We start from the raw sequence: 17,021 nt of genomic DNA, 5'->3' as shown, positions 1-17,021 counted from the left end.
CTCAAGCCTCTCCCCACCCCATAATCCGGTATACCTTGTCCATATCCAAACTAGCCCGCACCAGATCGGCCCATTGATCATATTTGTGCTGCCTCTGCGTCATGGGCAGATCCTCACTGTGCAGAGCGGGAAATCCCTTTTTCTTGCGGATGTCGTTCATAACGCCCAGCATAACCGCCGGGTTGTCAAAGATGCCGTGCAGATAGGTGCCGAACACCCGCCCGCTGTCGCTGCAGGCCCCGTCCCACACACTGCATTTTTCTCCGGAGCGGGTAAAAATGTGGGTTAGAGCGCAGCCTGCCCCGATGAGGGCGCTCTGTCCCATATGAATCTCGTAGCCTTCTACTTCCTGCCCGCACAAATGCTGCCACAAGCCCTGCTTGCTGACAATCTTCGCCCGGGCTTGATGGGTGCTCTTTTGGGGGCCGAACAGAGTGCTCACGGGCAGGAGGCCCAGCCCGGGCAGGGATCCGATCCCGGCTTCAGTGCCGTCCGGATCCAAAAGCTCCTGTCCCAGCATCTGAAAACCGCCGCAGATACCGGCCACATAAGCGCCTTCTTCAGCCAAGCAGCGGATTTCCTGATCATAACCCTTTTCCTGCAAATAGAGCATATCCAGGATAGAGTTCTTGGTGCCGGGGATAATGATAAGATCGGCCTGACCGAGGGCCTCTCCGGGACGAACATAATGGATGCGGGTGTCAGGCAGTCCTATAAATGCATTTATATCAGTAAAATTGGAGATGCGAGGCAGCTGCATGACTGCCACCCGGATCGGGGCCTGTTCCGCTCCCCATCCATTCTTCTCGCTAAGACACACCGAGTCTTCTTCATCGATGCCATGATCATGAACATACGGCACCACGCCCAGAACCGGGATGCCGGTGCGTTGCGAAAGAAAATCCAGGCCGGACTGCAGCAGGCTGATATCGCCGCGGAATTTATTGATGATAAAACCCTTCACCCGCTGCCTTTCATGGGGCTCCAATAGCTCCAGGGTGCCGATCAGGGAAGCGAACACCCCGCCGCGGTCAATGTCAGCCGCCATCAAAACCGGAGCGTCAGCCAATTCGGCGGTCTTCATGTTAACGATATCGCGATCCTTGAGGTTGATTTCGGCCGGACTGCCGGCCCCTTCTATCACTAGAATCTCATACTGCTCTTTAAGCTGCTTTATACAATCCCTGACGATCGACACCGCTCCCGGCAGAAAATCGCGGCGATAGGCTGTGGCCGACATATCGGCATAAGGCACCCCCAGGGTGATGATCTGGGCCTCGCTGTCCTGCTTGGGTTTGATGAGTATGGGGTTCATGAGCACGCTGGGAGCCAACCCGGCCGCTTCTGCCTGAGCTCCCTGAGCCCGGCCGATTTCGCCTCCATCGGGAGTGACCGTGGAATTCAACGCCATATTCTGGGCCTTAAACGGTGCGGTCTTGTAGCCGTCCTGAACGAATATGCGGCATAAAGCGGTGCACAACATGCTTTTGCCTACATTTGAAGAAGTGCCCTGCACCATTATGGCCTGGTGTCTTTTCACCTTGCTCCCCCTCCCTTGATACGGTTGGCTATCCCGGCGGTGACAAAATAGACCTGCTCCGCCGCTGCCGCCAGCATCTGATTGATTCTGCCGTTTAGATCCCTGAAGATACGAGCATCCGGATACTCCGGCACAATACCCATCCCTACTTCATCGGCCACCAGGATCAGCGCTCCCGACAGACCGGACCAGGCGGCGATAAAGTCCCTTACCTCCTGCAAACAGGCCTCTTCCCGCTCCGCCGACCAGGGCCGGCTCTCCTGCCAATCCTCGCCGTAGATGAGATTGGCGGTCCAGGTGCCAATACAATCTACCAGCACAACGCTGGGCTGATGCTTCCAGCTCCGCAAGGCCCGAGCCAGACGGCGCGGTTCCTCCACGGTGTGCCAGTGCCCGGGGCGGCGCTGTTGATGTTTCTTAATCCGGGCGGCAAATTCCTGATCACAGCCAATGCCAGTAGCCAGGTAGAATACATCACAGTTATAAAAGGATTCCATTTCCCGGGCCAGATCTTCGGCAAATACACTCTTGCCGCTGCTGCCGCCTCCCAAGACCATTATCGATTCCAGCATATTTAAGCCCCTTCACTGTAGAGTAAAGCGTTGACAATGCTGACCGCAATGGGGCTGCCTCCCCGGGTCCCCAGGAGGCTGATATAAGGTATCAAGTCCTGGCCGACCAGCATCTCCTTGGATTCGGCGGCCCCTACAAAGCCCACCGGGGTGCCTACCACCAGGGCGGGGCGGCATATCCCCTGTTCAACCAGATCCAAAACTTCGAAAAGGGCTGTGGGGGCATTGCCGATGGCCACAATAGCCCCATTCAAGCGGGGCCCGAACTGGCGCATGGCCGCAGCCGCCCGGGTGATTTCCCAAGCTTTGCTGTTAGCAATGGTCGCGGGCTCGCTGATTAAGCATAATACCTGCCCGCCGCAGCTTTCCAACCGGGCGGCGTTGATTCCTGATTTAAGCATGTTGACATCGGTAAATACGTGGGCTCCGCCCTCTAATGCGGAAAGACCTGCCTCGATGGCCCGGGGATGAAAGCGCAGGTATTTTACTATGTCGGGATCGCCGGTAGTATGAATAACCCGTTTGACTATCTGTTTTTCGATCGGACCGAATTCATAGCCGTCAAGGTAGCTCTCGATGATTTCCATACTGCGGTTTTCGATTTCGCGCGGATTCCAGATAATATTCATGCCCGGGTCGCCTCCCCTTCTATAAAGGCCTCCCCGATCCTGTCCTGTATGATCTGGACCAGAGCCGGATGGGCCGCAAAATGGCGGGCCATGACTAATTCCAGGCCGGGATACTGTGGTTTCAGGTCTTCCAGCTCCGCGGGAATGTCCTGAGTAACGTGATTACCGGTGATCAAGAACAAGGGCATTACCACGATGCGTTCCACTTCCTGTGCCGCCAGCCTGGCCACCGCTTCTTTCAGATCCGGGCTGCCAAATTGCATAAAGGCCACCTCGTACAGCCCGAAGCGGTCCGCCTCCTGCACCTGCCGGGCCAGGGTCCGGATTTCTGCATTGGCCTCCTCACGGCGACTGCCGTGGGCGATTAAAACCACACCACTTTTCATGATAAGCACCCTTTCGTTGTTTTTATGTATTCAACTAGCTCAGGCATGCGGTTGAAGACCCGGGGGTAATCCAGATGCGGCCGGTTCCACACCAACAGGGGAATAGACAATTCCCGGGCCGCCAGGTACTTTTCTGCAAAACCGCCCTCGGCGCCGCTCTCCTTGCTTAAAACCAGATGAACCCGGTATTTTTCGAAAAGAGCCCGGTTCATATCCACAGAAAAAGGCCCCTTCATGGCTATCATTTGCTCGGGGGACATCCCCAGGTATTCACAGCTTTGCACCACCTGGCTGGAAGGCAGAAACCGCGCTATCAACTGGGCCTGGCTGGCTGTGGCCAATTCCCATAAAAGCGGCAAATGCTTGCTGCCTATAGTCGACATCACCCTGCAGCCGGGATAAAGCCAGTCAGGCAATTTCTCCAGACTATCTATGACATCAACATCTTCTGGCAGGGCTGTGGCCGGTCTCTCCAGGCGCAAGTAGTCTATTCCCAGCAGCCGGGCCGCTTCCATGGCATAAACGCTGATAGCCGTGGCATAAGGATGGGTTGCATCTACAATCATGTCAAAGCCGCCTTCCCGGAGCAAGTCTAACAAGGCCGGCATCTCCAGGTCCCCCTGACGAACCGGTTTGACCCCGCTTTTGAGCATCAATTCCCGTCCATACGAACTGGTCACCGAAACCAGTATTTTATACCCGTTGTCCTGTAAAGCCAGGGCGGCCTGACGGCCTTCGCTGGTGCCGGCCAGAACCAGGATCATATGCTATACCCCCTGGGAGTCACCATATAGCCATGCTCGATGCGCGTCTGTGAATTGCCGATCACCACGGTGGAAAACATATCGATATCTTCGTTAAGCATATTTCCCAGAATGGCGAGAACCTTTTGTTCTCCGCCGCGTTTGGCATTGCGCACAATGCCCACCGGGGTTTGCGGATGGCGATGGGCCAGAATAATGTCTCTGGCCCGGGCAATCTGAGTCTCACGGCCTTTGCTTTTAGGATTGTATAAGACGATAATAAAGTCAGCCTGGGCCGCCGCCTGCAGGCGCCGGGCAATGGTTTCCCACGGGGTCAGGAGGTCGCTCAGGCTTATAACGGCAAAGTCATGCATCAGCGGAGCGCCCAGGACTGCTGCCGCAGATGTAGCGGCAGTGACCCCCGGAACCACCTCTACCGGGACGGAGTCGGCGGCCAATTCCAGGATAATGCCTGCCATACCGTAAACACCCGGATCCCCGCTGCTGACCACCGCCACCACCTGGCCTTGCCGGGCCAATTGCACAGCTTGGCGGGCCCGGTCGATCTCCTTGCGCATTCCCGAACCAATAACCTGTTTATCCCCGAGGAGATCTTTGATAAAACCCAGGTAAGTCTTATAGCCGATGATTACCTGAGCTTCATCCAGGGCTGCTTGGGCCCTGGGTGTCAGGAAGTCTGATCCGCCTGGTCCCAATCCCACCACCAGGATTTTTCCATGGCCACACTGATGGTCACCGGGCCGATTTTCTGTTTGGGAACAATTGTTGTTCCCGTTTTGGCTGCCAGTCGAGCCGCCGGTTCGCATACACCATCAACTCCTATATTTTGCTTTACCCATTCTGAGCCCTCAAAAGAGCCTTCCAGTACAGCCAGTTCCTCTCTGGCGAACAACCGCAAGGGGAGCTGAAGCTCCCGGGCCAGCCGCAACAAGGCGGCTTCCCGTGCTTTTATATCTATGCTGGCCAGGCTGACGATGCAGCCTTTGTCGATACAAAAGACGTCTAAAACGGTTCGCACTGCCAGTTTGAGCTGTTCATAGTCCACCCCCTTGCGGCATCCAATCCCCAGATGCAGATTACGGGGCAGCAGAAAAATCAATTCATCTGAGTTCCGCGGACTGTAACGGCAATCCAAGACTACCGCCGGGGCCTGTATCCTATCTGTTTCGATGCCGTTTAGGCCCCCGGTGGCATTACGCCAGGGGCGGGAAACAAAACCCTGGCCCCATTCGGGGTTTAGCGGCCAGGGGCTGTATAGATAGACCGTTTCCCCCTCTGCCAGGGCGCGGTTTATAAGCTTTATATTACCCGGGGGCTTAATAAGCGCATCGATATCCCGGGCCATCATATCCACTGCCGGCTTGCCGTTCACATCGGTAGCGGTGGTGATCACCGCCTGCCCCCCCAGGTATGCGGCGGCCATTTTAGCCAGACTGTTGGCGCCTCCCTGGTGCCCCGACAAAAGGCTGATGGCGTAGCGCCCTTTTTCGTCCACCACCACAACTGCGGGGTCTTTGTATTTCGAGGTCATCAGCCCGCCCAAACTGCGTACCACGATACCGCTGGCCATAATACAGATCATCCCGGCATAGTTCCGAAAGACCCTGCTGAAACAGGCCGCAAAATCATCAAAAAATTTCGCTTGTGAACCCGCTTCGCTCTCTTTGCGCAACCGGTCCGGCAAGAATAAATGGCTTCCGGGCATCCGGGCGGCCAGTTTATGACCCTGCCTGGCGCCGTTCCTGGTCAGGCACAATATGGCTATAGACGAATCTGGCTGATTACCTGTATTCATGGCTGAAATCCCGATCATACAATTTGGACTTTCCGCTCTGGCGCAGAAATTCCCCCACCAGAATCAAGGCGGTTTTCTTGATCCCCGCCTGGGCGACCAGACCGGCTACTTCCTGCAGTTGGCCGGTAAGAACACGCTCTTCCGGCCAGGAGGCCTTCTCCACCACGGCTGCCGGGGTGTCAGGCGGATAATGCTCCAGTAATTCCTTAACCACCTGCTCGATCAAACCCACCGACAGGAATATGGCCATGGAAGATCGATGCTGGGCCAGAAGCCGCATCTGTTCCCGCTCCGGCACCGGAGTACGGCCTTCCATGCGGGTTATAATCACTGTTTGAGTGCCGTCGGGGATGGTATATTCCTTCTCCAAGCTGGCGGCTGCCGCCAAGAAGGAACTGACCCCGGGAACTACACTATAAGGGATGTTGGCTTTATCCAACAATTCCATTTGCTCGCCGATGGCCCCGTACAAACTGGGATCGCCGGTATGGAGGCGCACCACCTGTTCTCCGCGGCGGTAGGCCTTAACCATCACCTCAACGATCTCCTCCAGGTTGAGGGGGGCGCTGTTGACCAGACGAGCTTCGGGGCGCGCATACTGCAATAGCGCTTCATTGACCAGTGAACCGGCGTAAACCACCAGATCCGCTTGCTTGAGCAGTCTGTAACCCTTCAAAGTAAGCAGTTCCGGGTCGCCGGACCCTGCTCCCACAAACCAAATCACTGACTGTCACCTCCCTTTTTCTTAATAATCACTGTAGACAGGTAATCCAGCTTCTGGCCTGTTAAGGCGAAAACATCATGGTGGACGGATACATCCTCAAAACCGCAGCGGCTGACCAGGCAGGCTTGTTTATCCTGACCTCGATCCTCCAGAACCGCACAAATCTTGTCTATCTGCCGCCCGGCCTTCATAAGTACGATATTGTCAAACTGTTCGGTCAGCCCGGCCAGGGTTTCCTGATCCTGCAGAGCCGGGATGATGATCAGGTTTTCCTCCCCTTCCGCCAGGGGCTGCTGCAGAGTGGCTGATATAGCGTTAACCGCACTGATACCGGGTACAATCTCCACTTTTATTTCAGGGGCCAGTTCCTTCAGTTGCTTTAAGAGATAAGTGAAAGTGCTGTAAAGGGTGGGATCGCCCAGGGTGATGAATGCCCCGTCAATCCCCTTGGAGAGGTGCTGCATTATTGCCTGGGCGGCCTCCCGCCAGTGCTGATTAAGAAGTTTTTCATCGTCTATCATCGGCATTAAAAGATCTACTGTCCGCCATTGTTTATCAATGGCCTGGCCAACAATGGATAGGGCCACACTGCGCTTTTCCAGCCGGGATTTGGGAACGAACAGCAGCTCGGTCTGTTCCAGGATGCGCTTAGCCTTCAGGGTCAATAGTTCCGGATCTCCCGGTCCCACCCCGATACCGTAGAATTTCCCCCAACTCAAAACTGCTCCCCCTTTCTCCCGCTGATGATAGTGACCGGATTGCGGGCTTGCCAGATGCGAGCCCGGCCCCTTTTTTCATTGACAGCGATATTAACCTGTACCGCTTGCAGCTCATATCCCAGCCGCTCCAAAGCCTGACAGGCGAGCGGCGCGGTGTACAGGGTGACGGTATTCATAACCAAAATACCCCCCGGCTTCAATTTCCGGTCGCACCCTATTATCATGGCTTCGATATCCCCGCCGCTGCCCCCGATAAAGATCCGGTCGGCTTCAGGCAAAATGTCAAGCACCTCGGGGGCTGAACCCGGGACCAAATCCAATTGCACTGTAAAGCGATAGCTGTTCAGCTTAATCAAATCCACCGCTTCGGGGTTCGACTCTATGGCAAAAACCCTCCCCGGTTCGACCAGACGCCGGCACTCGATCGCCATGGAACCGGTGCCGGCCCCGATATCATACACCACCGCACCGGGGAACAACTGAAGTTTGGCCAGAGATATTGCCCTTACTTCCTGCTTGGTCATAGGAATGCCGGGCCGCCGGGCAAAAGCTTCATCCGGAATTCCAGGGGTGTTAAAATCCATTCTCATTGAATATCACCATCACACTATTCTTATAATCTAGGCCATCCTCAGCCAGAGCGGTGAGGGTGGTGTAAAACACCTTTTCATCAGGGTAGGAGAGGTTGAGCCCGATCGCCACCCGCAGATCCCGCATCTGGCCCAGGAGGCTTTGGGCGATAGCCTGCGGCGACCACTTCCCGCCGGTCAGCAGCGCCACTACGGGAGCGGAGTCCGCCCATTTGCCCAGGTTTTCAACCTGGCGGCCGTGCATGCTGTAGAAAGGCACCTCCTGCCAGGGCTCTTGCAGTTTGGCGAACATGTACTGCACCGAGCTTATACCCGGTATGTACTCGAATTCAACCCAGTTCAAACGGGTTTTGAGGTAGCGGGCAATGCTGAAAAACCCGGGATCTCCGGAAACCAATACAGCGATGTTCTTATCCAGAGCTTGGTTTAGTATAAACTCCAGAACTGCAGTGAGGTTTTTGTCAATAACACAGCACTTCTGATGGGGCCGGGCGAAATCCCTTAACAGCCGCCTGCCTCCTACCAGGACCTGGGCTTCGCGTATAGCCTGCAAGGCTCTCGGGGTTGTATGGTCCGGGTGACCCGGTCCCGTCCCTACTATTTTGACGACATTACCCATTGCAGCTCCTCCTAACCAAATCTATAGAAAATATCTAAAACCCGGGCAAGTTGCTTAACTATACTGCCCGTGACCCGGCGCCTGTTTATGGGATGGCGGACTATAGCTATTTACACTTCAATCCCAATCTCCTGCCCAAATTGATGGCAGTGAGGTCATAGCCCAAAATGCTCCCGTCCAGGGCATACATAGCGGTTCCAACCGTAATCTTGTCCTGGCAGCGCTGCTGGCAATGACTGCTGGCGGCTGCAGCCAGGTATTGATAGACCATTTCCATTTGGTCTGCTTTGATCAATGGTATGACCGCATCTATGGTATTGGCCTTCATCACCTCTGCGATTAACTCCCGCCTGGCTCCCAGGAGGGCTAAGTGGGCAGCCATGGTCTCCCTGCGGGCATCGGCAACCTTGCTGTGGGTTTGAAACACCCCGGCTGAAACCTTGATTAATTTGCCGATGTGGCCAAACAGCAGTATCCTTCTGACTTTGCGCTTAAGGGCGGCGTCCAGCATCTGCCCCACGAAGTTGCTGGTCTGCACCACTGCGTCAGCCGGGGCCCCTAATTTGCTTATCTGCTGAGCTCCCATACCCCCGGGAGTGAAAACCAGGGTACGGTAGCCCAGAGCCATAGCTTGATTAATCTGCGGGATCAGGGAATCGAGATAAGCCTGTTCGGACATGGGGCGCACCAGCCCCGAGGTGCCTAGTATGGATATGCCTCCTTCTATGCCCAGCCGTGGATTCAAGGTTTTTTTGGCCAGACGCTGCCCGCCCGGCGCGGATATTACCACCTTGAGGCCCTGTCCGGGCGGCAGCAGGGGAAGCAGAGCGCGTTCGATCATGCTGCGCGGAACCGGGTTTATAGCTGGTTCGCCCACCGGCACCGATAAACCCGGTTTGGTGACCGTCCCCACTCCCGCGCCCCCTTTGATTACGATGCCTGCAGCGGGCAGCAATCGCACCTCCGCCAGAATGCTGATGCCATTGGTCACGTCAGGATCATCACCGGCATCCTTTATGACCCGGGCGATGGCGCCGTATTCAGTCCGCCATGATTTGGTTACCGGTATTTCCGCCAGATGGCCGTCCGGCAGCTCTACTCTCACTGAGGCCGCCACTCTGTCCTGCAATAGTCTTATCAAAGCGGCTTTGCTGGCAGCGGCAGCACAAGTTCCGGTGGAATAACCCCAGCGCATGGCCTTCAATGAGCCCACCTCCTCCTGTATCAGCATTTCTCTTTAGCAGACTCAGATTTGATCTATTCCCATCAATTGCTATCTATTTCCATATTCAGCGCAGGCCTCCACAAAACGCCGGGCTGCTTTGGGATTGGCCCGCAGCTGCAGATGCAGATATGAAGCCAACAGTGAACCCTCGGCATATCCGCCCCGGCTTATTCCCCGCCCCATGCCTCCTTCGAGTCCGAAAGCACAGTCTTGCGGGTTGATACCCTCCAGGGTTGAGTAATGAAACTCGTGCCCGCGCAATACCTCGCCTTTTCCGGCTATTACTGTGTCTCTCAGGGCAATAGCCTTAATATAGCCTAGTTCCTGCAGCTTCCGGGTCATAATGATCTCACCCGGCACCAGCCCCACTCCGGGCCAGGAGTTGCCCTCCCAGTCCTTCAGGGTCCGGGACAAATACATCAGCCCGCCGCACTCCGCCAGTATGGGCATGCCCATCCGGTGGGCCTGGCGCAGAGCCTTCTGCATGCCGGAATTCCGGCTTAATTGCGATAAAAACATTTCCGGGAAGCCGCCGCCGACATAGATCCCATCCACTTCCGGCAAAGAAGCATCATTCAGGGGGCTGAAATACTTCAGCTCTGCTCCCAGTTCAGACAGGTAGTCCAGACTGTCTTGATAGTAAAAACTAAAGGCGGCATCCCTGGCCACTCCGATAACAGTCCGCTTTTCAACCTGAGGCGCTTGCCAGCTGAGTTCCATAGGCTTGGCTTCCCCGGCCAGGGCCAGTACCGCTTCCATATCCAGATTTGACTCTACCAAATCCGCCATTTTATGGAGATGGCCTGCCAATTCCCCATGTTCATCGGCGGGCAGCAAACCCAGATGCCGCTCGGGAATGGATATACTTTCCTGCCAGGGGACACAGCCCAGCACTTTGACTCCCAGCTCCGATTCCAGATTGGGGAGCACCCATTCTCGATGGAAAGGAGAAGCCTGGTTCAATACTATACCTTTGATTTCTACCCCGGGCTGGTATTCCATAAAGCCTTTAACCAACGCCACACAGCTCTGCGACATGCTTTTTACATTTACCACCAGAACCACCGGGGTGTTCAACATCAAAGCCACCTCGGCGCTGCTGCCGGCAATCCTCTCCCCCCGGTAGCCGTCAAACAGCCCCATCACCCCTTCAATGATGGATATTTCAGCCGAAGCGGCGTTCTTGGCAAATACAGTTTGCATCACCTGAGGAGGCATCATCCAGCTGTCCAGATTGTGGGAACTGCGACCGCAGGCATGACTGTGCAAACCGGAGTCGATATAATCCGGTCCTACTTTGAAGGGCTGCACCTTGATCCGGCGCCGCTTCAGAGCTGCCATCAACCCCAATGAAACTGTGGTTTTGCCGCTGCTGCTGTGCACGCCGGCGATCATCAGTCGTGGGAACTGCACCGAGACTCACTTCCTGCTTCCATATTTCCCAATAAAAAAGGCTTCTACTTGCTCAAAAGTAGAAGCCTACAGCTTTACCGTCCAAATGCGAACCAAACCCTATCCGCGGGGCTGATTATTCGCAAGCTATTGGCAGGTTTACTGGCTCCCAGATCATCCTCCCCACACCCCTTCCCGATTCCTCAGTGGCTAATGTGTGGTTCGTACTGGTTACAGTGGCGGGACCGCTCAGGATTTTAACCTGATTCCCTTTATCCCTCTCGGGACCAGTAGCTTCAACTTTAGAGTTGCCCCCATTATAATACAATCCTTTAAAAATGCCAACATAATAATTTGCGTACAAATGACACCGGAAAACGCTTTCCCTGAGTCATTATTCCGATGCGGTTCTGAATTGCTAAAACGAATGACACCGGGGAATTTGGTCTAATCATCACCCCGGCTTGGGAGCTGATTGCCGCGCTGTATGACCCTGGATCCAAAACGCCGGCGAATCTGATCCATAAGCATATCCACCTTTTCATATTGGGCAGATTCTTCGAAGAGGCCGCCCTGCTCCCAATCCGGTGCCGATGATAGCTTTCCCAGGCTGAGGCCGATCAGGCGTAAGGGAGAATCTCCCCGGTAGCTCTTCTGCAGCAGTTCATCAGCGACCTGCCCGATGACCACATCAGCATGGCTGGGGGCGATAGTCCGGCTGCGGTTGATGGTTTTAAAGCTGCTGTAACGCAGTTTGAGGGTTACTGTAGAACAGTACAGCTTGTCGCGGCGCAGTTTACGGCACAACTCGGCGGAGAAAGCAGCCAGGTTTTTTTGCAGGATCTGCATATCATCAATGTCTTCCGGAAAGGTGACCTCCCTGCCCAGGGATTTACGCTCTTCATGGGTTTCGACCTGGCGTGTGTCGATGCCCCGGGCTAATTCCCAGTAATGCTGCCCGCTTGCGCCCATGCGTTCTGCAAGCCAACCGGTTGGGAGGTCCTGTACATCACCGACGGTTTTGATCCCCAGCCGCTCCAGGGCTTGCCGGGCCTTTTCACCCACCCCCCAGAGCCGTGTGACCGGCAGGGGTCTTATTATTTCCAGGGCCCGGTCATAGGGGATGATGCACAAACCGTCCGGTTTGTTCAGGTCGGAGGCCAGCTTGGCCAGGAACTTGTTATAAGAAATGCCCACCGATATAGTCAGGCCCAGTTCGCTTCTGACCCGGCGTTTGATTTCCCGCCCAATAGCCTCCGGGCTGCCGAAGAGATTTTGAGTTCCGCTGATATCAAGAAAAGCCTCGTCAACGGAAATTGGTTCCATGAGGGGGGTGTAATCGGAGAGAATGGCAAAAACCTGATGGGATACCTCCAGGTAACGCTCCATGCGCACCGGCAGAAATACGCCTTGCGGGCACAAACGCCTGGCCTGAGCGGCGGGCATGGCCGAGCGTACTCCGAATTTCCTGGCCTCGTAGGAGCAGGTGGAAACGACCCCCCGCGAGGCGGCAGATCCCCCGACTATGACTGGCTTTCCCTCTAGGGAGGGATTGTCGTTTTGTTCCACCGCGGCGTAGAATGCATCCAGATCACAGTGAATGATATGTAGAGAGTGATTCACCTCGCCGGTCATTTTCACACTTCCCCGTGCTTTTTAACCCAATATGATTCCATTAAAGCAAAAGCCCTTTACCTGACAGCGATATCTGGAAATCGATCCGGGTCATCCTTAACCTGCCGGCTGCCTGATAATGGTCTTAAGCCGGGCAGGGGTGGTCTTGCGGGGATCGTTAAGGTAGATTTCATGATGATACCCCCGCAGGCTGTAGCCTTGCTCACCGATGAATTGGTGCAGTTTCATTATGGTGTCATGTTCCTCGGAATAAGGACCGACATACATCACCTGGGCTGCCAGGCCTTCTTCAAAGGATTCGAAGCGCAGCCGGGGCAGCGCCGTAAGGGGTTTCTTTTTGGCCGCAGCCGCTTTGGCCTGCTCAACCATGCCCGCTTCAATAAATGGCGGCTGCATTATCATCATAGTCCATTGCCAGTTATCCTTATCGCCTGTAAGAAAAACCTGTTCAGAAGCCCCATACCACAATCCTTCCAGGGGCATTACAGTATAATCGGGGCTTTCTTTTTTGCTCTGGAACTTGAGGGCGTAAGACACTGAGTAAAGGGCTTCGACAGCCTCTTTATAGTCCGGGGAGGTGTTGGGGTCACCCTGCCCGTTTATCATCAGGAAATTGAAGGCCGGCACCCGGACCAGGATATTTTTTCCCAGCGGGGTATTGTATAAGCGGGAATACTGCTTCTTCAGATCGATTTTTTCCATAGTAAAAATCCTCCTAGGTACATTATACCCCGGAGGAAGACTTGAATCACAGCAGATGCAGGCAGTGACGGTGATATGTTATGCTCTGGGGACATTCACAAAAAAGTCAGGTGATGGCGTTGTAACCATCACCTGCTTAAACAAAGAAGAGGTCCTTAGATATCCCTTGTCCACAGTGAGCACATGGCGGGCCCAGTTCCAACGCACAGCGCTGCTCCCCCAACAGTCTTGCCGATGTTCTCAAGTTCGTAATACAGGGAAACGATGATACGCAAAGCCGTGGCTCCAATCGGATGGCCCAAACCAATTCCGGATCCATTGCTATTAACCTTATTCATATCAATTTCAATACCATATTCCTCTTTCAGCATTCTGCCAACACCCAGCCACTGGGCGGCAAACGCTTCATTTATCTCCCAGTAATCAACATCTTCGAATTTCATGCCTGCTTCTTTTAAACATTTGGGAATAGCCACCGCTGGACCAAGTCCCATGACTTCAGGAGCTACTCCTTCAGCGCAGATATTGATTAATTTCATTAAGGGCTTGATTCCCAGTTCCAGTGCTTTGGCTTTAGACATGATAACGACGGCTGCGGCAGCATCATTGATTCCGGAGGCATTAGCCGCAGTAACCACTCCACCTTTTCTAAAAGCCGGGGGTAATTTGGCCATGGTTTCCAGGTTGGCATCGGAAATCATATGCTCATCTTTGGAGAAATAAGTAACGCCCTTTTTGGTTTTGATTTCAACCGGTACGATTTCACGTTCAAATGTCCCATCCTGGTTGGCTCGGGTGGCGTTTTGGTGGCTGCGCAATGCGAGTTGGTCGCATTCTTCGCGGGTGATGCCATATTTCTCGGCAACGTTTTCGGCGGTAGTTCCCATGTGCCCCTCCACCAGGCGGTCAAATAACGCATCATGCAGCATGGCATCCTCCATAATGCCCGGCCCCATACGATAGCCCATACGGGCTTTGGGTAGCATATAAGGTGCGTTGGTCATGCTTTCCACTCCAACCACCAGCCCCACCTCAGTTTTGCCCAGTTGAATATGGTTAATAGCAATATCAAGGGCACGCATCCCGGAAGCACAATTCTGATTCACCACACAGGCGTTGCTTCTAAGCGGCAGACCTGCTGCCAAACTTACCTGACGAGCAGGCAGCGACCCCTGCATGTGCTGATAGACTTCACCCATAACGATTTCGTCAATGATTTCCGGATCGACGGCGGCTCTTTTTATGGCTTCCTTGGCTGCAATAGTGGCCAGATCCACAGCCTGAAAGTCTTTGAGACTGCCCATAAATTTGCCTATTGGCGTTCTGCACGCACTAACGATTACTACATCCTGAATTTCTTTCACAAAAATACCCCCTTATTATTAATTCTAAATTTCTATGTTATCTGCATTTGAACCCAGCTTTACTTGATCTGGCTCCCTTTCCACCATGTCTGATTACATCTATGAAGAATAAAATTTAATTACAAAAAAATAGTCTGAATTTATCTCTTCAGACAATTAAGCAAGAAATGTGCCAACCCGCTGTATAAATCATAAATATCAGATATTATGGGCTTTTGCCCCGTTTTCTCTCTCAACCATTATTTTCCTGGGTATCATATTGCAACCGTAGATATAGGTGGCATTTTAACAAAGCGACTTATTTGGCGCCTTTAGAGACCCGAATGAATTATCAACCATGCGACCGAATTAACAACCCTACAAAAAAAAGACAGAGTCAACATTGCTGACTCTGTCCCCTATAAATTCATATGGGATGTTGGTTTCGTTGGAAAAGTCTTTTTATTTTGGCGTGTTAATCTTTCTACAAACCATATTTCCGGATTTTACTGTATAAAACCGATTTGTTAAGACCTAATTCTTTAGCTGTCTGAGCTTTATTATAATTGGTTGATTTCAGCATTTGCTCTATCAACTCTTTCTCCAATCTTTGCACCGAAGCGTTCAAGGTAGTACGCCCGGGCTCATTAACTGCAGACAGAAGCACCTCACCACCTAATGAAGGAAAATGTTGCACCTCCAACCGGACCGCCTGCTTTAACGCAGCCATATTTATAGCGCGCTCCAGCAGGTTCTGCAACTCCCGCACATTACCCGGCCAGTTATAAGTTTGCAGCATATGCAGGGCTTCGTCGGAAATATGTGATACGCGAGCTTTTAGACGGGTATTGATACCAGCCATTAAGTAATGAACGAGCAAGGGAATATCTTCTATTCGCTCCCGCAAAGGCGGAAGGTTTAATCTTACTACATTCAAGCGGTAATAAAGGTCCTTTCGAAACTCGTGGTTGGCAACCATTTGCTCCAGATCGCGATTGCTGGCAGCGATAACTCTTACTTTTATGGAAATAGGATTAGTGCCGCCCACTCTCTCAATCACCCGTTCTTGAAGCACGGTGAGAAGTTTGGTCTGCATACCTAGAGGCATGTCGCCTATTTCATCCAAAAAGATGGTGCCTCCTTTGGCAAGCTCGAATTTCCCCGGCTTGCCACCTTTCTTGGCTCCGGTGAAAGCTCCTTCATCATAACCGAAAAGTTCGGATTCCAGCAGGTTTTCGGGTAAAGCCGCACAATTGACGCGCACAAAAGGCCCCTCCTGTCCACCCTGGTTATGAATGGACTGGGCAAACAATTCTTTGCCGGTTCCGCTTTCCCCGGTTATAAGGATGGTGGACCGTGTATGTGCCAATTGCTCGGCCATGGATTTGACCATTGCAAACTCGGGAGTGGTTCCGATAAGATCAGCAAACTTCCAGCGGGCTTGATAATGCTGGCGAAACTCCTCTTTATAATAATTGAGTTCTTTCGCCGTTTCCTGCAGTTTATTGATAAGAATCTTGGCCTGGGACATATCCAAAAACAGACTTCTTCCTACCGCTCCGGTAATCTCACCGTTCTTTATGATGGGGGTTCGGGTAATAATGGTGTCCCGGCCATTGACAGTCCACGCATCAATCTTGTGAATATCACCGTTTCTTAAAATTTCCGGCAGTTTGGAATGGGGAGTGATCTCCAGGATGTGTCTGCCCACCACATCTTCTTTCTTCATCTCCAATAAGTGCAGGTAGGTCTGGTTCATAAAAGTAATAATGCCCGCTTTATCAACAATCACATATATCTGATAAGGACTCTGCACCAGCACCTCCGATACCGTTTCGTACTCCTTTTCCATAGTCTGCAGTTTCTTCATGAGTAATTTCGCCCCGGCTTTATCCAGGAAAATAGTCTGCCCCACCGCCCCAATGACTTGATCATCATTAATCAACGGGTATCGGGTGATAATCGTTTCACGGTCATTTACCGACCACAGGTCAATCGGGTCTGTTTTTCCGCTACGCAGGACCTCTGGTAATTTGGAATGGGGGGTAATCTCAAGAATATGCCTTTCCATTACTTCGTCTCGGGTTTTATCCAGCCATTCCAAATAGGCTTGATTAATAAACCGAATGATGCCATGCTCGTCAACAACGACGCAGGCCATGAGAGGATTATCAAGGATGGCCTCAGCTACTTTATACAAATTGAAACAATCGTCGGATTTAGACATAGGTTGTCCTCTTGATGCAAATTAGGTCATACATCTATTATATCTAAACTTTCAGAGTTGCCCAAGATATCCGGGCACAAGCATTCCTGTAATGAAGTAGGGCGGCTTGCCCGCCCACGTGTGTCCGTGTATCTGCGTCATTCTTTGTTGGAAACGCCG

General features: G+C 53.1%; 17 protein-coding genes and 1 riboswitch. All 17 genes read right to left on the bottom strand.

The genetic code is table 11. The annotated features are described in order from the left end of the window. Window position 1: 1 nt before the first annotated feature. Entirely contained in the window at window positions 2-1,540 is a 1,539-nt protein-coding gene (locus tag B3W37_RS08190) for a cobyric acid synthase (protein ID WP_483175327.1), read from the bottom strand. Then, on the bottom strand, window positions 1,537-2,112 hold the full coding sequence (gene cobU / locus B3W37_RS08185; protein ID WP_483175326.1) for a bifunctional adenosylcobinamide kinase/adenosylcobinamide-phosphate guanylyltransferase: 576 nt from the start codon (window positions 2,110-2,112) through the stop codon (window positions 1,537-1,539). Before cobU ends, B3W37_RS08190 begins: the two co-directional genes overlap by 4 nt. Before the next feature lie 2 nt (window positions 2,113-2,114). Continuing rightward, window positions 2,115-2,741, bottom strand: a complete 627-nt coding sequence (locus tag B3W37_RS08180) for a precorrin-8X methylmutase (RefSeq protein WP_483175325.1) — start codon at window positions 2,739-2,741, stop codon at window positions 2,115-2,117. Beyond that, window positions 2,738-3,127, bottom strand: coding sequence for a sirohydrochlorin chelatase (locus B3W37_RS08175; protein WP_483175324.1), 390 nt, complete (start codon window positions 3,125-3,127; stop codon window positions 2,738-2,740). Before B3W37_RS08175 ends, B3W37_RS08180 begins: the two co-directional genes overlap by 4 nt. Further along, on the bottom strand, window positions 3,124-3,891 hold the full coding sequence (gene cobK, locus B3W37_RS08170; RefSeq protein ID WP_483170404.1) for a precorrin-6A reductase: 768 nt from the start codon (window positions 3,889-3,891) through the stop codon (window positions 3,124-3,126). The genes B3W37_RS08175 and cobK overlap by 4 nt, the downstream gene beginning before the upstream one ends. After that, window positions 3,888-4,595 (bottom strand): precorrin-3B C(17)-methyltransferase, encoded by a 708-nt coding sequence (gene cobJ, locus B3W37_RS08165; protein WP_483175322.1) that lies wholly within the window; start codon window positions 4,593-4,595, stop codon window positions 3,888-3,890. The genes cobK and cobJ overlap by 4 nt, the downstream gene beginning before the upstream one ends. Next, window positions 4,559-5,686, bottom strand: coding sequence for a cobalt-precorrin 5A hydrolase (locus B3W37_RS08160; protein ID WP_483170402.1), 1,128 nt, complete (start codon window positions 5,684-5,686; stop codon window positions 4,559-4,561). Before B3W37_RS08160 ends, cobJ begins: the two co-directional genes overlap by 37 nt. Next, window positions 5,673-6,410: a precorrin-4 C(11)-methyltransferase gene (gene cobM, locus B3W37_RS08155; RefSeq protein WP_483170401.1), complete on the bottom strand. Its 738-nt coding sequence runs from the start codon at window positions 6,408-6,410 to the stop codon at window positions 5,673-5,675. Before cobM ends, B3W37_RS08160 begins: the two co-directional genes overlap by 14 nt. Beyond that, complete coding sequence (cobI, locus tag B3W37_RS08150) at window positions 6,407-7,129, bottom strand: precorrin-2 C(20)-methyltransferase (protein WP_483170400.1); 723 nt, start codon at window positions 7,127-7,129, stop codon at window positions 6,407-6,409. Before cobI ends, cobM begins: the two co-directional genes overlap by 4 nt. After that, complete coding sequence (gene cbiT, locus B3W37_RS08145; RefSeq protein WP_483170399.1) at window positions 7,126-7,719, bottom strand: precorrin-6Y C5,15-methyltransferase (decarboxylating) subunit CbiT; 594 nt, start codon at window positions 7,717-7,719, stop codon at window positions 7,126-7,128. Before cbiT ends, cobI begins: the two co-directional genes overlap by 4 nt. Then, window positions 7,703-8,338, bottom strand: a complete 636-nt coding sequence (cbiE, locus tag B3W37_RS08140; RefSeq protein WP_483175320.1) for a precorrin-6y C5,15-methyltransferase (decarboxylating) subunit CbiE — start codon at window positions 8,336-8,338, stop codon at window positions 7,703-7,705. Before cbiE ends, cbiT begins: the two co-directional genes overlap by 17 nt. 106 nt (window positions 8,339-8,444) lie before the next feature. After that, window positions 8,445-9,533, bottom strand: coding sequence for a cobalt-precorrin-5B (C(1))-methyltransferase CbiD (gene cbiD / locus B3W37_RS08135; RefSeq protein ID WP_483175371.1), 1,089 nt, complete (start codon window positions 9,531-9,533; stop codon window positions 8,445-8,447). A gap of 78 nt (window positions 9,534-9,611) precedes the next feature. Then, the gene (locus tag B3W37_RS08130) at window positions 9,612-10,976 is read right to left on the bottom strand and encodes a cobyrinic acid a,c-diamide synthase CobB (RefSeq protein WP_483175319.1); all 1,365 of its coding nucleotides are present in this window, start codon (window positions 10,974-10,976) and stop codon (window positions 9,612-9,614) included. A 114-nt stretch (window positions 10,977-11,090) separates the two neighbouring features. Beyond that, a riboswitch (cobalamin riboswitch) is annotated at window positions 11,091-11,262 on the bottom strand. A gap of 140 nt (window positions 11,263-11,402) precedes the next feature. Next, window positions 11,403-12,590: a DNA polymerase IV gene (locus B3W37_RS08125; protein ID WP_483175318.1), complete on the bottom strand. Its 1,188-nt coding sequence runs from the start codon at window positions 12,588-12,590 to the stop codon at window positions 11,403-11,405. A 96-nt stretch (window positions 12,591-12,686) separates the two neighbouring features. Continuing rightward, entirely contained in the window at window positions 12,687-13,292 is a 606-nt protein-coding gene (locus B3W37_RS08120) for a GyrI-like domain-containing protein (protein ID WP_483170394.1), read from the bottom strand. Between the two features lie 155 nt (window positions 13,293-13,447). Continuing rightward, complete coding sequence (locus B3W37_RS08115; protein WP_483170392.1) at window positions 13,448-14,656, bottom strand: thiolase family protein; 1,209 nt, start codon at window positions 14,654-14,656, stop codon at window positions 13,448-13,450. 463 nt (window positions 14,657-15,119) lie between these two features. Continuing rightward, entirely contained in the window at window positions 15,120-16,862 is a 1,743-nt protein-coding gene (locus tag B3W37_RS08110; RefSeq protein ID WP_483170391.1) for a sigma 54-interacting transcriptional regulator, read from the bottom strand. Between the last annotated feature and the right edge of the window lie 159 nt (window positions 16,863-17,021).

Source organism: Syntrophomonas sp. UBA5494, assembly GCF_002426325.1.
Note: the sequence above shows the minus strand (reverse complement) of the source record. Positions and strands in the feature narration are given on the sequence as shown.